Raw genomic sequence first — 18,636 nt, 5'->3', positions numbered from 1 at the left:
TTTTATGCCTTTTATTTTGAAGCGCAATCCTTTTTCTTGTATGTCTTAAAAATGTGATTTGAAATCGGTCTCATTGCACTTTTGTTTTCAGGATGCTTCCCATTTCCATATGAATTAAAGAAATCAACTTTTTTATTGCTCTTAGTGTACCAAACAATTGCCTCACCATCTGGTTTAAAGCATCTTGAAGTATCGCAAACTGGTATTTTTCTTAAACTTAAAAGATTGTCATCTATTTGGATAACTTCATTCAAATTTCCTTTAATTGGTTTACCACAATCAACAATTTCATAATGATCATCAGACCATTGCATGCAGTGTTTTTTAAATACAGTAAAACATATTACTGATCCAATTAAACCAAAAAGAAATATTGTAGCAACTATTGTTCGTTTTGACCTTTTAAATAGCCTTCCATAAAACTTATTTTTGAATTGTGCCTTTTTTGATTTTGACTTTTGTTCATCATAATTGGGTGAATATCCATTGGATTGCTGATTTTTTTTGTCTTTCTCAGTAATTTCTCTATCAGGTGAATTATCAAATTGTTGTTCCTCTACAATACCTCCTTTTTCAAAAAATTGCTTATAAGGTCTTAATTTGAAATCTACCAAAATAGCAGCAAGGTTTACAGTATCAAATTTTAATGGCTCTTTTTTTCGTTTCAAAAAATCCCCAACTTTTTTAAACTTATCTGTATGAACAGTAGAAGTATCTTCATTATTTGAATCAAATTTAGATTTAAAAAAATCATAATATACTTTTAAATCATCACTACTAGGATCCGATGTGAAAATTTTCCAGCATAAATCTCTCAAATTTGCTTGCGAGGGTGGGTTAAAAAAATTGGAATTAGAACCGTTTTTTTCTTTCTCAAATTTAATTCTTATAGCTTCTTTGTAATCTTCTCTAGTATTGTTTAGCATAAGCTTTTCGGATTTTGCAGGATTTTCAAGGTGTTTTCAGTACTTGTTCGGATTTCTAAATATTTAATGGGAATTCCTGGAATTCCGTATAAACACTGACTAATACTCGTCGCATCTTTGCCATATCAAAATTAGTTACTGTTCGATTTCGCGATAAGAACAAATGTACAAAACTAGTTCAAATACAAGTGTGGAAAACCGTAAGACGGTGTTTATCCCGGGAAGTATAGATTAAATCTTACTGTTCTACGCACTTGACTTCCCAACAAAAATCAACAACAGCCGCAAGGTGCGGTCTGAAAATCAGCAAGAAAAATTTCGATTTCAAATATCGAACAGGCTGATCTATTCCAAATTTTTAACAAAGAAGTAAAATGAAAAAAGTTTTTATATTATCGTGTTTAGTAGTAGCCTGTATGGCGTTCGTATCTTGTACAAATGATGAAGAAGATACAACAGATAACAAATCTAAAATTCCATCATATGCAGATTATCCAGGTGATACCGGTGGTGGGCAAAGTGGGCAAACCCCTATTCCTCCTCCAAAACCATAATTAATTTATGATTGGTAACAGTCCAATTAATTAATTTCATAATTTCGGGAAATGAAACTCTTAAAAGTCCATTTCCCGATTTTTATTTTTTTGCTTATTTGCCTGATAAGCATCTCATCCTGCACTAAAAAAGAACCTTATCATTCTGAGGAAAAAACAAAAAAATCAGACTACAGTAATTATTTAGCCATGGCCGATAAATACTTTGAAAAACAGGTTTATGACAGTGCTTTTTATTTTTATAATAAATCCAGATTGGAATGTAAACCAAATGAAAATGAAAAGATTATCTATTCTTTGCTTAAAATGTCTGTGACACAACAAATTCAGGGTGATTATTCCGGAAGTGAAACTAGTGCTACAGAAGCAATTCCTTTCTTTCAGACAAACACTAATTCTTATTACAGAGTGGCTGTCTACAATATTTTAGGTATTAATTATAAAAACACATTTGACTTCAATAATGCTATTCATTATTACAATCTTGCCTACCGATTTTCTGAAGATGACCTGCAAAAAACTATCATAAAAAATAATATTGCAGTTGTACATATTGAGAGGCGCTCCTATGAGCGGGCTTTAAAAATTCTTCTTTCCTTGGAAACAAAAAAACTTGCAGATAATCCTGAAAATAACGCACGTGTCTTAGACAATATAGGATTTTGCTACTATAAACTGAAAAATCCTAAGGCATTAGATTACTTAAACCAATCTTTAAAAATACGACGAGAGATAAAAGATAATTTTGGAATTACTTCAAGCTTAATGCATTTTTCAGAAGTTTATACTGAAACAAATAAAAAACTTGCAAAACAATACGCCAGTGATGCTTACTCAAAAGCTTCTGAAGTAAATAATGTCGATGACCGGCTGGCATCTTTAAAACTATTGATTCAAACCTCAGAAGGAAAAGAATTAAAAGAAACAACTTCTCTTTATTTAAAGATTAATGACAGCATAATCAGAACCCGGCAAAAAGCAAAAAATCAGTTTGCCAAAATAAAATATGATTCAAAAAAAGACCGTGAAGAAAATTTGATATTAAAAGCGCAGAAAGCAGAAAATGACTTACTATTAGAGCGACAAAAAAGTCAAAACTTAATTTACTTAGTGGTAATTATTGTAGGTGTCGGATTCTTGTTCTTTCTATATTTTTACCTTACCAATAAAGGAAAACGCGAAAAAACAAAAGCCGTGTATGAATCTGAAATCCGTATTTCAAAAAAACTGCATGACGAATTGGCAAATGACGTATTTCATACCATGACTTTTGCCGAAACTCAGGATCTGAAAGTCCCGGACAAAAAAATAGTTTTATTGGATAATCTTGAGAAAATTTATGCAAATGCGCGAAATATTTCTAAAGAAAACAGCATCATTGATACCGGAGAGAATTATGAAAATAATCTGAAAGAGTTATTGACAAGCTATAAAAGTGATACAACCGAAATCATTATAAAAAAAGGAAATACGATTGACTGGACAAACATACAGCCCGAAAAAAAGATTGCACTGCAAAGGGTATTGCATGAACTCATGGTCAATATGAAGAAGTATAGCCAGGCTAGTTTTGTTGTGATTGATTTTGATGTAATCGAAAATAATATCCAAATCAAGTACTCTGATAACGGAATTGGAATTGAAGATAAATTAGTACTAAAAAATGGTCTTTACAATGCGGAAAACCGTATTAAAACAATAAAAGGAACTATTACTTTTGACATTGGAACCGGTAAAGGTTTCAAAGCTAAAATCTTATTTCCTAAATAATAACTATACTTTATGTTTAAAAAAGTTTTAATTGTAGATGACATTGATTTTAATGATATTGCCGCTGTTCAGGTTTTAAATGATCTTGAAGTTCCTGAAATAGAGTATTCAAAATATTGTGATGATGCTTTATTAAAATTAAAAAAAGCACATTTAGAAAATCAGCCTTATGAATTATTGATTTCTGATTTATCGTTCAAAGCCGATCATAGAGAAAACAAACTCAATTCGGGGGAAGAACTTATCGCTGCCGTAAAAAAATTGTATCCGGAAATTAAGATTATTGTTTTTTCAATTGAGGACAGAGCATTTCGTATAAAATCTCTGTTTGACGAGTTCAGTATTAATGGTTATGTAATGAAAGGCCGTACGAGTATTTATGACCTCAGAAAGGCAATTGAAAAAGCCTACAGAAACGAGGAAAAAAATATTTCTCAGGAGTTACAGCATTTATTACATGACAAAGCTGTTATCGAAATTGATAAATACGATATCGAACTGATACGACATCTTTCTTTTGGTGTTCCGCAGGAAAGCATGGAAGCTACTTTTAAAGAAAAAGGAATTACTCCAAACAGCAAAAGCACAATTGAGAAACGTATTGCTAAACTTAAAGATTATTTTAAAGCAAACAATCCAGCTCATCTTGTTTCTATTGCCAAGGATTTGGGTATTATATAAAACGCATTTACTTATTTAATTTCATTGCTAAGCCCTTTTTAAAGGGCTTTTTTATTGCCTAAATTATAATATGATGCTGCTTACGGTTTTCCGTAAAATACTGATTTTAAATAGGGTTAAGTTTGGATTATTAAAATTCAAACAAATGAAAGTTAACCAATTATATATCGGACATATCTGTACATTATGCTGTGGAAGTCTGATATATATTCTATTTCGAAGCTCAAATCTAAAAATGTTTATTTGGTTCGAAAAATTGAACCTCTTAAATACAATAATCAAACTTAGACGTTTTACGATTTATTACGCAGACAGTCTTCCAAACATCATTTTATATTCACTACCAGATGGCTTATGGTTATTTTCTTATGTCAGCCTTGTTTTATTCCTGTGGAGAAATGAAATCAAACATGAAAATCTATTTTGGATTTTTAGTATTCCAATAATCTCAATTACGTCCGAATTAGGGCAAATAATAAAATTAGTTCCAGGCACTTTTGATTTATCGGATTTAGTAATGTATCTCCTAGGAACTCTTTTACCTTTTTTAATTTACCAAAAATCAATAACTATAAATTTAAAACACTTATGAAAAGAAAAGTACAACATTTATTTTCTGCATTAGTTCTTGCAGGTTTTGTCTTCATTGCCTTTGAAAGTGGAGATGATAAGAAAAGTAATTATAAAAGGAATTCTACCGGAGTAACTGATAGTGAAAGTTCAAAACCTGATGTTGAAATAATAAAGCAGTCTGCAAAATTTGAACCTACTCTAAGTTCTTATACAATTCATTGCCGTCTTAGAAATAATACAAATGAATTGATCACTTATCTTGATTTAAAAGCAACCTTCTACGATAAAGAAGGAAATATCGTTGGAACAGGAATTGGTAATGCTGCAAATTTTGCGGCTGGTGCTGAAAAAACGGTAGATGTTATGGGGCTTGATATCCAAAACTGTGAAAATTATGAAGTTGAAATTGAAACTATATTAAATTAAACAATAACTAAAATCAAAAAAAATGGCAACATCACATGAAATTAAATGTATTAATAAATCTGATAGATATAATATACATGAGCGCATTTTGCGTATTGGAGGAATAAACAATAATGGAACAATTTGGAGATTATCTTTAGCAGAAGCTATAGAAGCTATTGAAAATGATAAATGGACATTTTATGTAAATAATATTTATGGCCAAAAAGTAAATGTAATAATTGCAAAAACTTCGACTGGGAATAAATATTTAAAAACAGAAGCAGATACTACTGAAAAAAATAATTTACTAGAATTACCTGAATGCAAATAGTGTAATCATGGGCTTTCGATTTCAAAAAAGGATAAAACTTGGAGGAGGATTAGGCTTAAATTTAAGCAAATCCGGAATCTCTCCAAGTTTAAGAACCAAAATGGGAACATTTAGTAAAAGTGGTTATTCTGTTAAAACACCAATTAACGGATTACGATATCAAAATAGTGGCTGCATTATATTATTTGCATTCACAGGACTTATAACATTTCTAATTTACATTATATGAAAACATTAATAATCATGAACAATAGAATAAAATATACTGCATTTTTTTTAGCAATATTATTATTGGGTTTAATAATATCCTGCTCTGAATCATCAGATTCAGCTGATATATCATCGAGTTCAAATTGCCCAACAAAAACCTGTGGTGATTTTAAATCTCAGAGTCAGGCACAATCTGCTTATGACAGCAACAAAAGTTGTTATAAAAACCTGGATTCGGACGGAGACGGAATTGCATGTGAAAATCTATCTAAATAAATATCTTAACAATGATAACAATAGAACTAAAAAGCCATTTTCTGAGATTATATCAAATGGCATTATCCGATGATCAATTTGATGTTTTAGAGCTTCAGATGCTCTACCATTTTGCAGACGAAAGAGGAATTCCAAGAGAGGAACTTGATAAACTTTTTCTCAATCCGATAAATACTGAATTAATTATCCCTGAAGATCTTAACACGAGAATTGAATATTTATATGATTTTACGCGAATCATTTGGGCCGATGGAAAGATTACCGAAGATGAACTAAACATGCTTAAAAAGTATTGCAGAAAATTTAATTTTCTGGATGAAAACATTAATGAACTATCAGATTATCTCATTGATTGTGTCCAGAAAAATATTCAAAAAGAAGAAATCATAAATCAATTAAATTCTTAAGTTATGAAATCACTTACACAATTATTTAGTTTAAAAAAAGAAGATTCTCCTCTTAAAAATTTTGATGAAAACGAAGAAGACAGAGAACAAATAAGAATCACTTATTATCAAAGTGGCTTTGCTGCATCTGTAAAAGCTACCGGAAAACCAATTGTCTTAAAAGCATGCCTGCAAAATCTGTATATGAGCTTTGAAGACCAATGCCGAAAACAAAAACAGGAACAGGACCGACTGAAGCAACCTTATCGCGAAGAGCAGGAAAAAAACAGGACAGAACTAAAAAAATCGGAAGCTGCCATTGGTATTTATGAAAAAAAGGAACAAGACCTAAATGATAATATTGATCAGATAAAAAATGAAATTATCGAAGTAAAACGAAATCCCGACAAGTACGGAATTGAGGATGGAAAGGGATTAAAAGCCCAATTTTATATCGGTTTATTTCTGCTTTTGCCCATAACATTATACGTCCTGGTTTTCTATATTTCTGCATCCTATTCTGCCTTTTTTAAAGAGTTTGCAAACGATAGCCTCACAGCAGCGATTTTTGATGCTGATGCATTAAACAATTCTTTTAAAGCAAGCTGGTTAGAAGGTGTATTAGTGGTTACCATTCCATTTGTATTTATGGGGTTAGGTTACGTCATTCACATGGTGCAGAAAGGAAAAGGTTTAAAAAATATTTTCAGGATGATTGCCCTTTTTGTAACCACGTTTTTGTTTGATGCATTACTGGCTTATCAAATTGAGAAAAAAATATATGAGTTCAATAAAACGACAGATTCAGCTCCTTATAATTTAAATATAGCTTTAGGTGAAGCGGAGTTTTGGATGATCATTTTTGCCGGATTTGTAGTGTATATCATCTGGGGACTAGTTTTTGATTTTGTCATGAAAGAGTTTGAAAACATTGATAAAATCAGGGCTTTTATAAGAGGCAAAAAAGAAAATCTTCTTGATTTAGAAAAATTAAAAACCGATTATATCAATAAGGCTAATGATTTTAAAGGGCAAATTGTAACTATAAACGGTAAAATATCAGAACTTCAACTGAAAATCGATGGCTTTGTTTTTCCTGTAAAAGAATATCTTCATTATCATCATCAATATAAAGAAGGCTGGTTTCAGGCTATCAACACTGAAATTGCTTTACCTCATAAAGAAAAAGTAGAATTACTTGAAGGATGTGAAGATTTATCTGAAGAACATCTTGGCAGATTAAATTTAGTTGATCCTGATTTTCAACATTTAGTATATTTTAAAAACTAATATTATGAAAAACACTTTACTAAAAATGGTAATGTCATTATTACTGATTTTATTTTTTTCATGCAAAGAAGAACCTAAAAATGAAGAAAAAGAAGTCGTTACAAAAAATCCCATTGCCGAAAATTATAACATTAGTATTCTACTGGATTTATCGGACAGGATTAGTCTCAAAAAAAATCCAAATCCAACAATGGAATATTACCAAAGAGATTTGGGTTATATAAAATCCGTTTCTGAAGCCTTTACTGAGCATTTAAAGTCAAAACGAATCAGGCAAATTGATGATAAAATGCAGTTATTCTTTAATCCGGAACCTCAAGATCCGGAAATTAATTCGATTTCTGAAAAGTTGAAAATTTCAATTGATAAAAATAATGCCTCAAAAGAATTATTGAATTCGCTGAACTCAAATTATGCTTCCCAAACCTCTAAAATATATGAATCGGCTATAAAAGATGATAATTTTATCGGCTCTGATATTTGGAATTTTTTTGATACTAAAGTAAAAGATCAATGCATTGAAAACGGAAGAAGAAATATTTTGGTCATACTGACTGATGGCTATATGTTTTATGAAAATACCGTTGTAAAAGAAGCTAACAGAACTACTTATATCACACCAGAATTAATTCGAAAAAACGGTTTGAATACACAAAACTGGCAAAAAAAGTTTCAGGAGCAGGACTTCGGATTTATAAAAGCCGGTAATGAATTATCTGATCTCGAAGTAATTGTTCTGGGAATTAATCCTAATCGAAATAATCCTTACGAAGAAAAAGTAATAAAAGCGTATTGGACAAAATGGTTTACAGAAATGAAAGTAAAACGTTTTGAGATTAAAAATGCTGATTTGCCATCTAACATGGAGAAAATTATAAAAGATTTTATATCAAAGAATCCATAATTTAATAGAATTGTAAAAGAATAAATATTGATTCACAAAGAGGATTTATAAAATCCTCTTTTTCTATTTACAAGCCGTTCTGCTTTTAAAATAAATTTCGATTTACGGATTACCGTAAAGTATTGGTTTTGATTGGATTTACATTTGAATAAATAATTTTAAAACTACAAAACCAATGGAAATTAATATTCAACTTAAATCATTAGCTGATAAGATTAATCAGCTTAAAAGCAAAATTGAAACGGAAGAGTCTACCAAACATGCTTTTGTATTACCATTTATTCATGTCTTAGGATATGATGCTTTTAATCCTCTTGAAGTTGTTCCGGAATTTACAGCCGATTTGGGCTTAAAAAAAGGAGAAAAAGTAGATTATGCTATATTCCAGAATGGCGAACCAATTATCATAGTGGAGTGTAAAGGATGGAAAGAAAAACTTACGGTTCATAACTCTCAATTATTCAGATACTTTCATGTTACCAAAACACGATTCGCCCTTTTGACAAATGGTATTAATTATCAATTCTTTACTGATTTGGATGCTCAGAATAAAATGGATGAAAAACCATTTCTTGAATTCGACATTACCAATCTCAAAGAAAATACGATTAGTGAAATTACAAAGTTTCATAAATCTAATTTTAATGTTGACAATATTGTCAGCAATGCCAGTTCATTAAAATATATTAAAGAAATAAAAAAGCAAATTAACGATGAACTTGAAAACCCGTCCAGCGATTTTACAAAGCTTTTTGCAAATAAAGTTTACACGGGCAGGCTTACCGAAAAAGTAGTTGATGAATTTAAAGATTTGGTACAGAAATCAGTTAGTCAATATATTAACGATAGAATCAATGACCGGCTGAATGCAGCTCTTACCAAAGAAACTATTAAACAGCAAGATGAGGAAATTCTGTCTGTTGAAGATGAAAACAAAGTGGTAACAACCGAAGAAGAATTAGAAGGCTACAGAATTATTGTTGCGATTTTGAGAAGAAAAATTCCAATTAAAAGAATTGTACATCGTGATACACAATCTTACTTCGGAATTTTGTTAGATGATAATAATCGTAAACCACTCTGCAGATTACACTTAAACGGAGGAAAAAAATACATCAGCCTTTTTAATGATAATAAAAATGAGACCAAAACCGCAATTTCATCAATTGATGATATTTATCAATTTGAGAAGGAACTACTAGACACAGTTGATATTTATGAAGGTCAAATTCAGGTATAAATACGCTTACATTCAATAAAATGGAACTATATATTTATAACCTGAACAGATGAAATTATGATTAAAAAATTACTCCTTGTTTTTCTATTAGTAATAACAGGCTGTACAAAAGAATTACCACAGCCAAAAATAAACACTTTTTACAAAGAAGTTATTACTGCCGATGACCGCAAAACGATTACACCCGAAGAAGCAAAAACGTATCATGTAGATACTGGGTATCAATATGAGTACCGAACGGGCAATTCGGGGCATTATGAGTATAATTATGATGTAAAAGGAATTGACAGCAAAGGAGATTCTGTTTTCGGAAATATTAATGTGCAGGGAAAATTTGGTGCCGGGATATTACTTGACACTGTTAAAAATATTGAAATCAAAACACAATGGATTGCACAAGGAAAACTAAAAGCAATAGACACAAATGGAAATGAATACAATTTAATAGTCCCCTAAAATCTTAACCTAAATCTCATGCAATGAAATATATTTTAATCCTACTATTTATATTCCTCAGCTCTTTTCGCCCACCGGAAACTAAAGTATATATCTGTGGTCCTACAGGTGCAAAAAAATATCATTATAAAGAATATTGCCGTGGCTTAACCGCCTGTCGGCATGAATTAACCAAAGTGTCACTTTCTCAGGCACAAGGTTATGGTTTGACTTTATGTGGCTGGGAAGATTGATTTTTTTATATGAAATTTCAACTTTAAAGAATAATTATCAGGACAAAGGAATGTATTTCTTTTGTCCTTTTTAATTTTAAAACATCCATACATCATTCATTATCAATATCATGAAAAAACAATTATTCTAAAAATCGGTTTTTTTGAATGAAATTTTTCTTAACTTTAATACTAATTACCGCATATTTTATTCTACGCCTTCGGTAAAATGTTCTCTATACTCTCTCTTCTAAAAAAATAAATGCCAGATTACGTCTAATACATATTTATTCAACGCAGTTTAATTAATTAATTTTAAAAACACTAGCCAATGAAATGTAGTACAGTAATATCAGCCATATTATTATTATTTTTTAGCATTCAAAGTTTCGGACAGGTCTATTCCGAAAAAATAGTTGGAGAAAAAAATAAGATACTCAAAGACAGTCTTAAAGTTGAAAAATATCCTTATGCATTACCAATTTGGGGAGAAAAAGTAGCCCAAAAAGGATTTAAACTCCCCTATTCTGCCGGGATTTCGGTTAATTATTTCTGGCAGGATTCTGAAATTGTAATAAGTGATCTGGAAGTTGGTTTTAATAATGGCCAGAAATTTAACCTGGATGAAATTGTACGCTTTGACAAATCTTCTGTGGAGGCCGGTGCACTTACTATTCGGCCGGATGTATGGTTACTGCCTTTTTTAAATATCTACGGAATTTTTGGCAAAGGTAAATCTACAACCAAAATAAATGCAGGAATCTGGGTACCGGATGCTGACAATAACTGGTCGGAAATTGCCAGTTTCAGTACAAAAGCAAATTTTGAAGTAACAACAGTCGGTCTTGGCCTGACGCCCACTATTGGTATTGGCGGCGGGTGGTTTGCCCTGGATATGAATATGTCGTGGAGCGATGTGAGTTCGTTAGACAAACCGGCTTTCTCTTATATTTTTGGACCAAGATTGGGTAAAACTTTTAAATTCAATAAGCCGGAACAAAACATTGCGGTCTGGGTTGGAGGCTTTAGGGTTCATATCGGTGGGGACACAGACGGAAACATCAATTTATCGGATGTTTTGGAATTGGACAGTGCTCAGCAAAAAGTAGATAATGGTTTTGAAAAAGTAGCCGAAAACCAGACAAAAGTAGATACCTGGTGGAATTCGCTAACTCCTGCACAACAGGCAAATCCTGTTAATAATGCCAAACACAATACAGCAAACAGGGCGCTCGAAAGTGCCGGAAACATTTTAACATCCTTAGACGGAGCTTTAAGTACTGCCGGGTCTGGGTCTTCGACCATACAATATTCACTTCAGAAAGCCCCAAAAGATATGTGGAATTTTATTGTTGGATCCCAGTTTCAGTACAATAAACATATTATGTTTAGGGTTGAGGCAGGTTTTTTGGGCAGCCGTACACAAGTATTGGGCGGTCTTCAATATCGTTTTGGACTCTAATTTCATCAACATGAAAAAAGGTTTATTTTTACTTAGTGCTTTTTTTTGCATCGCTACTGCCCAGTCACAAGTTTTGATTTCCCTTATTTTTGGAGATAAACTTAATTCGCCTTTTTTGGAATTTGGTTTAGATGGCGGACTTAATTTCTCCACCATTTCTAATTTAGAGAGTTCGGGAACTGAACCTGGTTTTAATCTTGGGTTTTATTTCGATATAAAATCAAAAAAAAATCCGGCGTGGATGATCAATACCGGAGTTATTGTAAAATCGCCCATGGGAGCTCACGGATTGCCTGTTTATTCTCTAAATGACGAAAATTTGGATAACACATTTGCCGGAGGAAGCGTTGACCGCGAAATCCGTTATTTTAACGTCCCGATACTCATCAAATACCAGTTCAAAAACAATATATATCTAAAAGCGGGGCCACAATTGGGATTGCTGGCCAAGGCTTTTGATAAATTTAAAAATGAATATAATAAGGAAGATGTTATTTATAAATACGATATCAGAGACAAGCTGCATGTTATTGATGCCGGTGTTGCTCTGGGCGCAGGTTATCACATGAATGTCGGAAACGGTCTGAATATAACGGTTCAGTACTACTACGGATTAGTGCCGCTGATGAAAGGAGATGCAAGTCCCAATCAATATAACAGATCGTTGTATGTTACCGCGGGAATACCCATCGGAAAAGGAAAAGCCGCCCAAAAAAGAGCCGAAGAAGAGGAAGAAAAATACAAAGTTATTCCCCCTGAAATTCCGAAATAATATAAAAGCCTGCCCAAATGAACGGACAGGCTTTTGACTTAAAATAAACTAACACAAAAAAAACTTAATTGTAGCCTTCATTTTGTTTAAATAATTTCTGATCTATTACTGTTTGCGGAATTGGAAATACTCTTCTAAATGGTTCTGTAGCTGCTTTTGCAGTTCCGGCTAAATCAAATTTTCCAAAACGGATACTTTCCGGTCTTCTTTGTAATTCCCAGTATAATTCGAAACCTAATTCTTTATATAATTGTACTGCATCTAAAGCAGCAGTAAGTGGTTTTCCCGGTGCATTTGCATACAAAGATTCTCTTTTTCTGCTGGTGCGTAATTTGTTTAAATCGTCCATAGCCAGACCTGCACTTCCTTTTCTGTAAAGAGCTTCAGCTCTCATCGCATACATTCCTCCTAAACGGAACAACGGAATATCAACATTACTGTTACCGTTTCCTCCTTCAGGATCAAATTCATATTTAAATACGCGGGCTCCCTGATTGATTTCGTTTTGGGCAAAAACAGATTTAGTAGGATCAGCAAATGTCAGTGTTGGCGTAAAATTCATTTTCGTAGTAGTACTTTTTTCCATAACCAATGGCGAAACTTTGATACGGTTACCTACCATTTCAAAAGCAGCAGAAGTCAATAATACAGGACCATACTGAGGCCCGGCCTGGATTCCTCTGTTAAAATGGAACCAAGGCGTCGCAGGGCTGCTTTTAGGTACAATATCTGTTGCCGGAACACTTACATCTGTACCATCGTTCATAAACCATGTACCGTCTGCATATTGATAATGTTGTTGAAATCTTGGATCATCATGGTTATTATCCCATGAATTATAAAATTCCGGAGTTGTACAGGAAGCGTTTGTTCCTCTGTTTGCAGCAGATGTTCTCTGGTTACGCTCCATACACACGTAAGCAAAACTGTTAGAACCGTTTCTGATGTAATCTATTTTTTGAGAAATCGCAAAAATAAGCTCTGAACCATTATCGTTATCTCTTGCAAAGTTTTTGAAATAATCACTTTCTAAACTAAATTTCCCTGAGTCGATCAATAGTGATGTGTAATAAATAACACGATCCATATCTGTTCCTGTTCCTGATACCGCTGCTTCATTAAAATTGAAATTTGATGAGGCATTGTAACGGTCTTTAAATACGGCACGATTTAAATACATCGTAGCTAAAAAAGCATAACCGGCTTGTTTGGTGAATCTTCCGTGGTGGGTTCTCTGGGAACCAATATCAGCCAAATCAGGTAATATAGCCTCAACATCTTTAATTAACTGATCAATTTGAGTATCTGCTTTTAAAATTTGTATCGGTGCATCTACATTTAATGGATCTCTAAACGGTGCCTGCCCGTAAAGATCTAATGTAGTATATGTATAGTAGGCTAAAAGAGCTTTTGCTTCTGCCAAAAATAATGCCTTTTCAGGAAAAGAATTTTCTTCTGATGACTTAATTGCGGTTAAAGAACGTGTAATTCCGTTTGTCAGTAAATCCCAGTTACCTACTACAATGGCATTACTTGAACTCCATGTAAATTCATGCATATCTCTCCATTTTCCACCATCACCCCAGTCACTTCCTCGGGTTGGCAAAATAGCTTCGTCTGTAGTGTATTCCTGCATGGCAAAAACGGCTCCGTGATCTGTAAAAGTTCCGTCTCCAAGTCTGTCATAAGCTGCAGCAAGCGAACCTGCAGGATCTGTTGCATCAGTTCCCAATTTTTCATCAAGCACAGCTTCATCAAGGTCTGTACAGCTGCTTAAAAGAAAAAGAAAAGAGAATATAGTTATAATTTTCAGGCTAAAAAATGTCTTTGTTTTCATGATTTATAATTTTAAAGTTGCTCCAAAACTGAACGTTCTCGAAGTTGGGTAAGCAGCGTAATCTATACCGATAGATTGGTTTCCTCCGTTTGATTTCGGACTGTTGATTAACGGATCATACCCTGTATAGTTCGTGATGGTAATCAGGTTATTTCCTGTTACGTAAAGTGTTAATCCGTTGATCCAGCTCAGATTTTTTAAATCAAAATTGTAACCAATACGAGCTGCATTCAATCTGATAAAATCAGACTTTTCTAAGAAAAGCGTAGATAAAATTGGTGAGTTTGCAGGATTTGCACCAGACTCATAGTAACCTGTTGCAACGTTTCTGTCAGAAGCCAGGTTATTGATGTTTAATGCATTCAATCCTGTATTGTTTAACAAATAACCTCCTGTCTGTCCAATGATTGAGAATGAAAAACTAAAGTTTTTGTATCTCATATCGCTATTAAAACCGTAGTAAAAAGTTGGCAAAGCTCCTTCGATAATCACTCTGTCGCTGTTATCAATTTTACCGTCTCCGTTTTGATCTTTAAAAACATTACCGCCTTTAGCATCAAATCCGGTATGTTCCAGTAAATAAAATGAACCTGCTGCGTAACCACTTTTGTAAATGTTCGCATTTACTCCCGATTGTCCAGGTCCTGAAATAGTTCCTGTTAAGATTTCTGAAACCGGTAAATCTTCAATTTTATTGCTTAATGTGGCTCCGTTCACATCAACATTCCAGCTAAAATCTTTAGTGTCAATTATTTTTGAACCTAACATAAACTCAAAACCTTTGTTAACGATTTTTCCGTCAATATTTGTCCATACCGTTGTAGTTGGTTTTAAAGGACTTGAAGGAACATTCAAAATCGCATCTGTTGTTGTTTTGTTGAAATAATCAAGAGTTCCGTACAATTTGTCATTCCATAAATTGAAATCAAGACCTAAATTGTATTGCGTAACCACTTCCCATTTCAAATCAGGATTTGCTGTTCTGGTTACAGAAACTCCGTTTACCAGATTTAAATCATCATATAAGTAATATCCGTCCGGGCCTGACAAAGAATAACTTGCCTTAGTAAGTTTGTTCTGAACTTCCTGGTTTCCTGTTTGTCCCCAGCTCGCTCTAAGTTTTAAGTTATTGATAGCGGCTGAATCCTGTAAGAAACTTTCTTTAGAAATATTCCATCCCAAAGCAAATGAAGGAAAGTAACCGTATTTGTTATTATCACCAAAACGAGTCGAACCGTCAGCTCTCATTGAAGCCGTTAAAAGATATTTTTCATTAAATGAATAATTCAATCTTCCAAAATACGATTGCAATTCATTTTCCTGGGCATAACCTGTAGTTCCTGATTGTAGTCCTGCAAATCCCGGATTAATTGATGGTTTTATACCAACTCCCTGAGCAGAAATTCCGTCAATACTGAAACTTGTTCCTGATTTTTCAAATTTTTGATATGAGAAACCTCCCAAAACCTCAAATTTATGTTTGTCCAGTAATAAGTTATAAGTCAGATAATGCTCAATCAAAGAGTTCTTAGAATCTAAATTATTTTGAACATATTTTCCTTTTGGATTCAAATCGGTAAGGTTTGGATAAATAGTCGTATTTCTTTCTGCAGAAGAACGGTCGATACCAACGTTTAATTTATATTCCAATCCGTCAATAATTCTGAAAGAAGCCTCTAAATTTCCTAAAACTCTCAACGTACGTGTCTGATCCTCATAAATGCTTAATAAGTAAGCCGGATTATAATGAGCGTTCATGTTGAAATTCGTATATTTTCCATCTGCATCAAAAACAGATCTTGTCGGGTTTGCCATTAAGGTATGAACAATTAATTGTCCGTTAGAACCACCGTCATCACTTGTAGGAACACCATCATCTTTAGTTTCACTTGCAGTCAGGTTCATTTTTAATTTTAAACGTTTATTATCTAAAAATGATTCGGCAGCATTAATTCTACCCGAAAGACGTTTGAAATTACTGTTACGGATAATTCCTTCCTGATCCATTTGTGCAAGAGATGCATAATAATTTCCTGTTTCTGTTTGTTTTGCAAAAGACAGTGCATTATTTGTAGTAATAGCACTTCTGTAAATTACGTCCTGCCAGTCTGTGTTTCCACCGTGATCAAAAGCAGGATCTTTAATCGCTCCTCTGTATTCAGATGCACTTAAAACATCTAATTTTTTAGCTACTTTTGAAATTCCCATATAAGAATCAAGAGTCAGTGTTCCTTCTCCTTTTGAACCTTTTTTAGTCGTAACCAAAACAACCCCGTTTGATCCTCTTGCACCGTAAATGGCAGCTGCAGAAGCATCTTTAAGAACTGTAATCGATTCGATATCACTTGTATTTAAAAAGTTTAACGGATTTTTTGCAGATGAATTTCCAAATCCGACATTACTTCCGGTTGGACTCACATCATCATTTGTCAATGGCATTCCGTCTACAACAAATAAAGGTGTACTACCGCTTCTGATAGAACCAACCCCTCTAATGGTAACGTTTACTCCTGCTCCGGGCTCACCACTTGTGTTAACTACACGTACACCCGCAACTTTTCCCTGAATTAAATTATCTACAGAAACATTTACCCCTTGCTTAAAATTACCCGCTTCTAATTGTGTAACTGCTCCGGTAACATCTTTTTTAGATTGTTTTCCGTAACCAACAATCAGCACCTCGCTCAATTCAGAAGTATTTGGCTCCAGCTGAATCGTCATAAAACTCTTTTGCGCTGCCAACGTTTTGGTTTTATAACCTAAATAAGAAACTTCAAGAGTTGTCCCTTCATTTACAGAAAGTTCAAATTCTCCGTCAAAATTAGTAACAGCAGTATTTTTTGTATTGGCTTCTAAAACGGTTACACCCGGAATTGGCACTCCGTTTTCGTCAATAATTTTTCCTTTTACCGTAATTTTTGCTTCTGCTTTTGAAGTTTTTACTGTAGTCGTTTTTTGTATTAAAACTAATTTCCCGTTGATGTTGTAATTGAAATTAGCTTTTTTAGAAAGGTCACTTAAAATTAAAGCAACAGATTCATTACTGTAATTTACAGTATAAGCTGTATTATCAGAAATAATAGCTTGTCCGTAGCTGAATTTGTAATCGGTCTGTTTGCTCAATTTTGAAAAAATAGAAACTAAAGTTGCTTTTTCTATTTTATTTTCTACTTTTGAATTTTTAACAAAATTGTTTGTACTGAAACCGCTTTGAAACGACAGTAATGTCAGGGCTAAAAAGAGGATACTTTTTAGATTTAAATTGGTAAGTTTAAAATACATGATTTAAGTTATTGGTTTTTCGATACTTAATTATTAATTGGCAGTTGTTCTCAGCAACTGCTTTTTTTGTTTTTAGTTCACTTGTACTATTCCGTCATATATATTGAATTTTAGGTTTGTGATATAGTTTATTTGCTTTAAGACACTTTCCAGCGAAGCATTCTTTTCTATAAAAACGGTTACCGGCATAGTCAGCGCAGCCTGGTTTTTACACTCAAAGGTTACTCCGTATTTATATTGTAAAATGGTAATTACCTGTTTTAAGGTCGCCTGGTTTAGCGTTATATCTGTTGTGTACCAATTGATCGAAAGAAATTTATCAACCGGAAGCCTGGTTAGCTTTTTATCAACAAACAAAGCTTCTTCATTCGGAACCAGATCAATGCTTTGCCCTTTTGCAGAAACATTTACTTTTCCGGTTACCACAATTACTTCACATTTTGATTTTGAAAACTGAATATGGAATGAAGTCCCGACAACTCTGGTTTTAATCTCGCCGGACTCGATAATAAAAGGGTGTTTTTTATCTTTGGTTACTTCAAAAAAAGCGTTTCCTTTTAATAAGGACACCTTTCTTTCTTCTCCGCTAAATTGTGCAGGGTATTGAAATGAAGAATTTGCTGCCAGATAAATTTTCGAACCATCGCTCAGTCTCACTGATTTTGGAGAGGATGTAGTTTTTAATGTAAACTGTTTTTCGTCTGATACATTCGGTTTATAAAGAATCCCCAGACCAACAAGAAAAAGAATACTGGCAGCAGCCATATATTTAAAATACGGTTTAAAAGTTTTTTTCTTCTCTATTCGAAGCTGAATACTTTCATATATATTTTTAGAAACTTCGTCGCTGTTCCCCATCGAAGCTTCATCCCATTTTGCATTTTTATATTCTGTAAAAGCAAAATGATCTAACAGGTTTTCTTCTGCTTTTGACGTTTTATTCTGAACACTTTTATTTATAAGATATTCTAAACTGTGCTTAATTCTTTTTACCATAATACTTGTTGTTATATACAAGTACAGGAAATGAGGAATCGTACTATCCGCAAATATTATGAAACCGTTA

19 protein-coding genes are annotated in these 18,636 nt (G+C 33.1%); 15 read left to right on the top strand and 4 right to left on the bottom strand.

Going from position 1 to position 18,636, the window contains the following annotated elements:
* Positions 1–11: 11 nt before the first annotated feature.
* Positions 12–926 (bottom strand): hypothetical protein, encoded by a 915-nt coding sequence (locus DCO46_RS09685; protein WP_116752355.1) that lies wholly within the window; start codon positions 924–926, stop codon positions 12–14.
* Positions 927–1,342: 416 nt separating this feature from the next.
* Here DCO46_RS09685 and DCO46_RS22660 point away from each other — a divergent pair, with 416 nt between their 5' ends.
* From DCO46_RS22660 to DCO46_RS09610, 15 genes are all read left to right on the top strand, one after another.
* The gene (locus DCO46_RS22660) at positions 1,343–1,480 is read left to right on the top strand and encodes a hypothetical protein (protein WP_165828899.1); all 138 of its coding nucleotides are present in this window, start codon (positions 1,343–1,345) and stop codon (positions 1,478–1,480) included.
* A gap of 51 nt (positions 1,481–1,531) precedes the next feature.
* Positions 1,532–3,250, top strand: a complete 1,719-nt coding sequence (locus DCO46_RS09680) for a tetratricopeptide repeat-containing sensor histidine kinase (RefSeq protein WP_116752354.1) — start codon at positions 1,532–1,534, stop codon at positions 3,248–3,250.
* Between the two features lie 12 nt (positions 3,251–3,262).
* On the top strand, positions 3,263–3,931 hold the full coding sequence (locus DCO46_RS09675) for a response regulator transcription factor (protein WP_116752353.1): 669 nt from the start codon (positions 3,263–3,265) through the stop codon (positions 3,929–3,931).
* Between the two features lie 588 nt (positions 3,932–4,519).
* Positions 4,520–4,930, top strand: coding sequence for an FxLYD domain-containing protein (locus DCO46_RS09665; protein ID WP_116752352.1), 411 nt, complete (start codon positions 4,520–4,522; stop codon positions 4,928–4,930).
* A gap of 22 nt (positions 4,931–4,952) precedes the next feature.
* A complete protein-coding gene (locus DCO46_RS09660) occupies positions 4,953–5,243 on the top strand; it encodes a DUF3892 domain-containing protein (RefSeq protein WP_116752351.1) in 291 nt (96 codons plus the stop codon).
* A gap of 7 nt (positions 5,244–5,250) precedes the next feature.
* A complete protein-coding gene (locus DCO46_RS23425) occupies positions 5,251–5,472 on the top strand; it encodes a DUF4236 domain-containing protein (RefSeq protein ID WP_116752350.1) in 222 nt (73 codons plus the stop codon).
* Positions 5,469–5,729, top strand: a complete 261-nt coding sequence (locus DCO46_RS09650) for an excalibur calcium-binding domain-containing protein (RefSeq protein ID WP_243416286.1) — start codon at positions 5,469–5,471, stop codon at positions 5,727–5,729. The genes DCO46_RS23425 and DCO46_RS09650 overlap by 4 nt, the downstream gene beginning before the upstream one ends.
* Before the next feature lie 11 nt (positions 5,730–5,740).
* Positions 5,741–6,136, top strand: a complete 396-nt coding sequence (locus DCO46_RS09645; protein ID WP_116752349.1) for a hypothetical protein — start codon at positions 5,741–5,743, stop codon at positions 6,134–6,136.
* A 3-nt stretch (positions 6,137–6,139) separates the two neighbouring features.
* Complete coding sequence (locus DCO46_RS09640; protein ID WP_116752348.1) at positions 6,140–7,405, top strand: ABC transporter permease; 1,266 nt, start codon at positions 6,140–6,142, stop codon at positions 7,403–7,405.
* A 4-nt stretch (positions 7,406–7,409) separates the two neighbouring features.
* Positions 7,410–8,309 (top strand): hypothetical protein, encoded by a 900-nt coding sequence (locus DCO46_RS09635; RefSeq protein ID WP_116752347.1) that lies wholly within the window; start codon positions 7,410–7,412, stop codon positions 8,307–8,309.
* A 175-nt stretch (positions 8,310–8,484) separates the two neighbouring features.
* Entirely contained in the window at positions 8,485–9,549 is a 1,065-nt protein-coding gene (locus DCO46_RS09630) for a type I restriction endonuclease (protein ID WP_116752346.1), read from the top strand.
* Between the two features lie 57 nt (positions 9,550–9,606).
* On the top strand, positions 9,607–10,005 hold the full coding sequence (locus tag DCO46_RS09625; RefSeq protein WP_116752345.1) for a hypothetical protein: 399 nt from the start codon (positions 9,607–9,609) through the stop codon (positions 10,003–10,005).
* A 23-nt stretch (positions 10,006–10,028) separates the two neighbouring features.
* Positions 10,029–10,238 carry a hypothetical protein gene (locus DCO46_RS09620; protein ID WP_116752344.1) on the top strand — a complete coding sequence of 70 codons (210 nt, stop codon included), beginning with the start codon at positions 10,029–10,031 and terminating at the stop codon, positions 10,236–10,238.
* 310 nt (positions 10,239–10,548) lie between these two features.
* Positions 10,549–11,679 (top strand): hypothetical protein, encoded by a 1,131-nt coding sequence (locus DCO46_RS09615; RefSeq protein ID WP_116752343.1) that lies wholly within the window; start codon positions 10,549–10,551, stop codon positions 11,677–11,679.
* Between the two features lie 10 nt (positions 11,680–11,689).
* Complete coding sequence (locus tag DCO46_RS09610; RefSeq protein ID WP_116752342.1) at positions 11,690–12,451, top strand: porin family protein; 762 nt, start codon at positions 11,690–11,692, stop codon at positions 12,449–12,451.
* 64 nt (positions 12,452–12,515) lie between these two features.
* Here the strand turns inward: DCO46_RS09610 and DCO46_RS09605 are convergent, their stop codons facing one another.
* From DCO46_RS09605 to DCO46_RS09595, 3 genes are all read right to left on the bottom strand, one after another.
* Positions 12,516–14,288, bottom strand: coding sequence for a RagB/SusD family nutrient uptake outer membrane protein (locus DCO46_RS09605; protein WP_116752341.1), 1,773 nt, complete (start codon positions 14,286–14,288; stop codon positions 12,516–12,518).
* Between the two features lie 3 nt (positions 14,289–14,291).
* Complete coding sequence (locus DCO46_RS09600; RefSeq protein ID WP_116752340.1) at positions 14,292–17,570, bottom strand: SusC/RagA family TonB-linked outer membrane protein; 3,279 nt, start codon at positions 17,568–17,570, stop codon at positions 14,292–14,294.
* Positions 17,571–17,642: 72 nt separating this feature from the next.
* Positions 17,643–18,566, bottom strand: coding sequence for a FecR family protein (locus tag DCO46_RS09595; RefSeq protein WP_116752339.1), 924 nt, complete (start codon positions 18,564–18,566; stop codon positions 17,643–17,645).
* Between the last annotated feature and the right edge of the window lie 70 nt (positions 18,567–18,636).

Source organism: Flavobacterium sp. HTF, assembly GCF_003105115.1.
GTDB lineage: Bacteria > Bacteroidota > Bacteroidia > Flavobacteriales > Flavobacteriaceae > Flavobacterium.
The sequence above is the reverse complement of the archived record's forward strand: the minus strand, read 5'-3'. Positions and strand labels throughout refer to the sequence as shown.

What these genes read in the sequence shown, in the direction of transcription:
- DCO46_RS23425 (WP_116752350.1), top strand. Translation starts at nt 5,251, where the DNA reads ATGGGCTTTCGATTTCAAAAAAGGATAAAACTTGGAGGAGGATTAGGC.
- DCO46_RS09645 (WP_116752349.1), top strand. Translation starts at nt 5,741, where the DNA reads ATGATAACAATAGAACTAAAAAGCCATTTTCTGAGATTATATCAAATG.
- DCO46_RS09685 (WP_116752355.1), bottom strand. Translation starts at nt 926, where the DNA reads ATGCTAAACAATACTAGAGAAGATTACAAAGAAGCTATAAGAATTAAA.
- DCO46_RS09635 (WP_116752347.1), top strand. Translation starts at nt 7,410, where the DNA reads ATGAAAAACACTTTACTAAAAATGGTAATGTCATTATTACTGATTTTA.
- DCO46_RS09660 (WP_116752351.1), top strand. Translation starts at nt 4,953, where the DNA reads ATGGCAACATCACATGAAATTAAATGTATTAATAAATCTGATAGATAT.
- DCO46_RS09620 (WP_116752344.1), top strand. Translation starts at nt 10,029, where the DNA reads ATGAAATATATTTTAATCCTACTATTTATATTCCTCAGCTCTTTTCGC.
- DCO46_RS09600 (WP_116752340.1), bottom strand. Translation starts at nt 17,570, where the DNA reads ATGTATTTTAAACTTACCAATTTAAATCTAAAAAGTATCCTCTTTTTA.
- DCO46_RS09595 (WP_116752339.1), bottom strand. Translation starts at nt 18,566, where the DNA reads ATGGTAAAAAGAATTAAGCACAGTTTAGAATATCTTATAAATAAAAGT.
- DCO46_RS22660 (WP_165828899.1), top strand. Translation starts at nt 1,343, where the DNA reads ATGGCGTTCGTATCTTGTACAAATGATGAAGAAGATACAACAGATAAC.
- DCO46_RS09625 (WP_116752345.1), top strand. Translation starts at nt 9,607, where the DNA reads ATGATTAAAAAATTACTCCTTGTTTTTCTATTAGTAATAACAGGCTGT.
- DCO46_RS09605 (WP_116752341.1), bottom strand. Translation starts at nt 14,288, where the DNA reads ATGAAAACAAAGACATTTTTTAGCCTGAAAATTATAACTATATTCTCT.
- DCO46_RS09630 (WP_116752346.1), top strand. Translation starts at nt 8,485, where the DNA reads ATGGAAATTAATATTCAACTTAAATCATTAGCTGATAAGATTAATCAG.
- DCO46_RS09610 (WP_116752342.1), top strand. Translation starts at nt 11,690, where the DNA reads ATGAAAAAAGGTTTATTTTTACTTAGTGCTTTTTTTTGCATCGCTACT.
- DCO46_RS09680 (WP_116752354.1), top strand. Translation starts at nt 1,532, where the DNA reads ATGAAACTCTTAAAAGTCCATTTCCCGATTTTTATTTTTTTGCTTATT.
- DCO46_RS09615 (WP_116752343.1), top strand. Translation starts at nt 10,549, where the DNA reads ATGAAATGTAGTACAGTAATATCAGCCATATTATTATTATTTTTTAGC.
- DCO46_RS09650 (WP_243416286.1), top strand. Translation starts at nt 5,469, where the DNA reads ATGAAAACATTAATAATCATGAACAATAGAATAAAATATACTGCATTT.
- DCO46_RS09665 (WP_116752352.1), top strand. Translation starts at nt 4,520, where the DNA reads ATGAAAAGAAAAGTACAACATTTATTTTCTGCATTAGTTCTTGCAGGT.
- DCO46_RS09640 (WP_116752348.1), top strand. Translation starts at nt 6,140, where the DNA reads ATGAAATCACTTACACAATTATTTAGTTTAAAAAAAGAAGATTCTCCT.
- DCO46_RS09675 (WP_116752353.1), top strand. Translation starts at nt 3,263, where the DNA reads ATGTTTAAAAAAGTTTTAATTGTAGATGACATTGATTTTAATGATATT.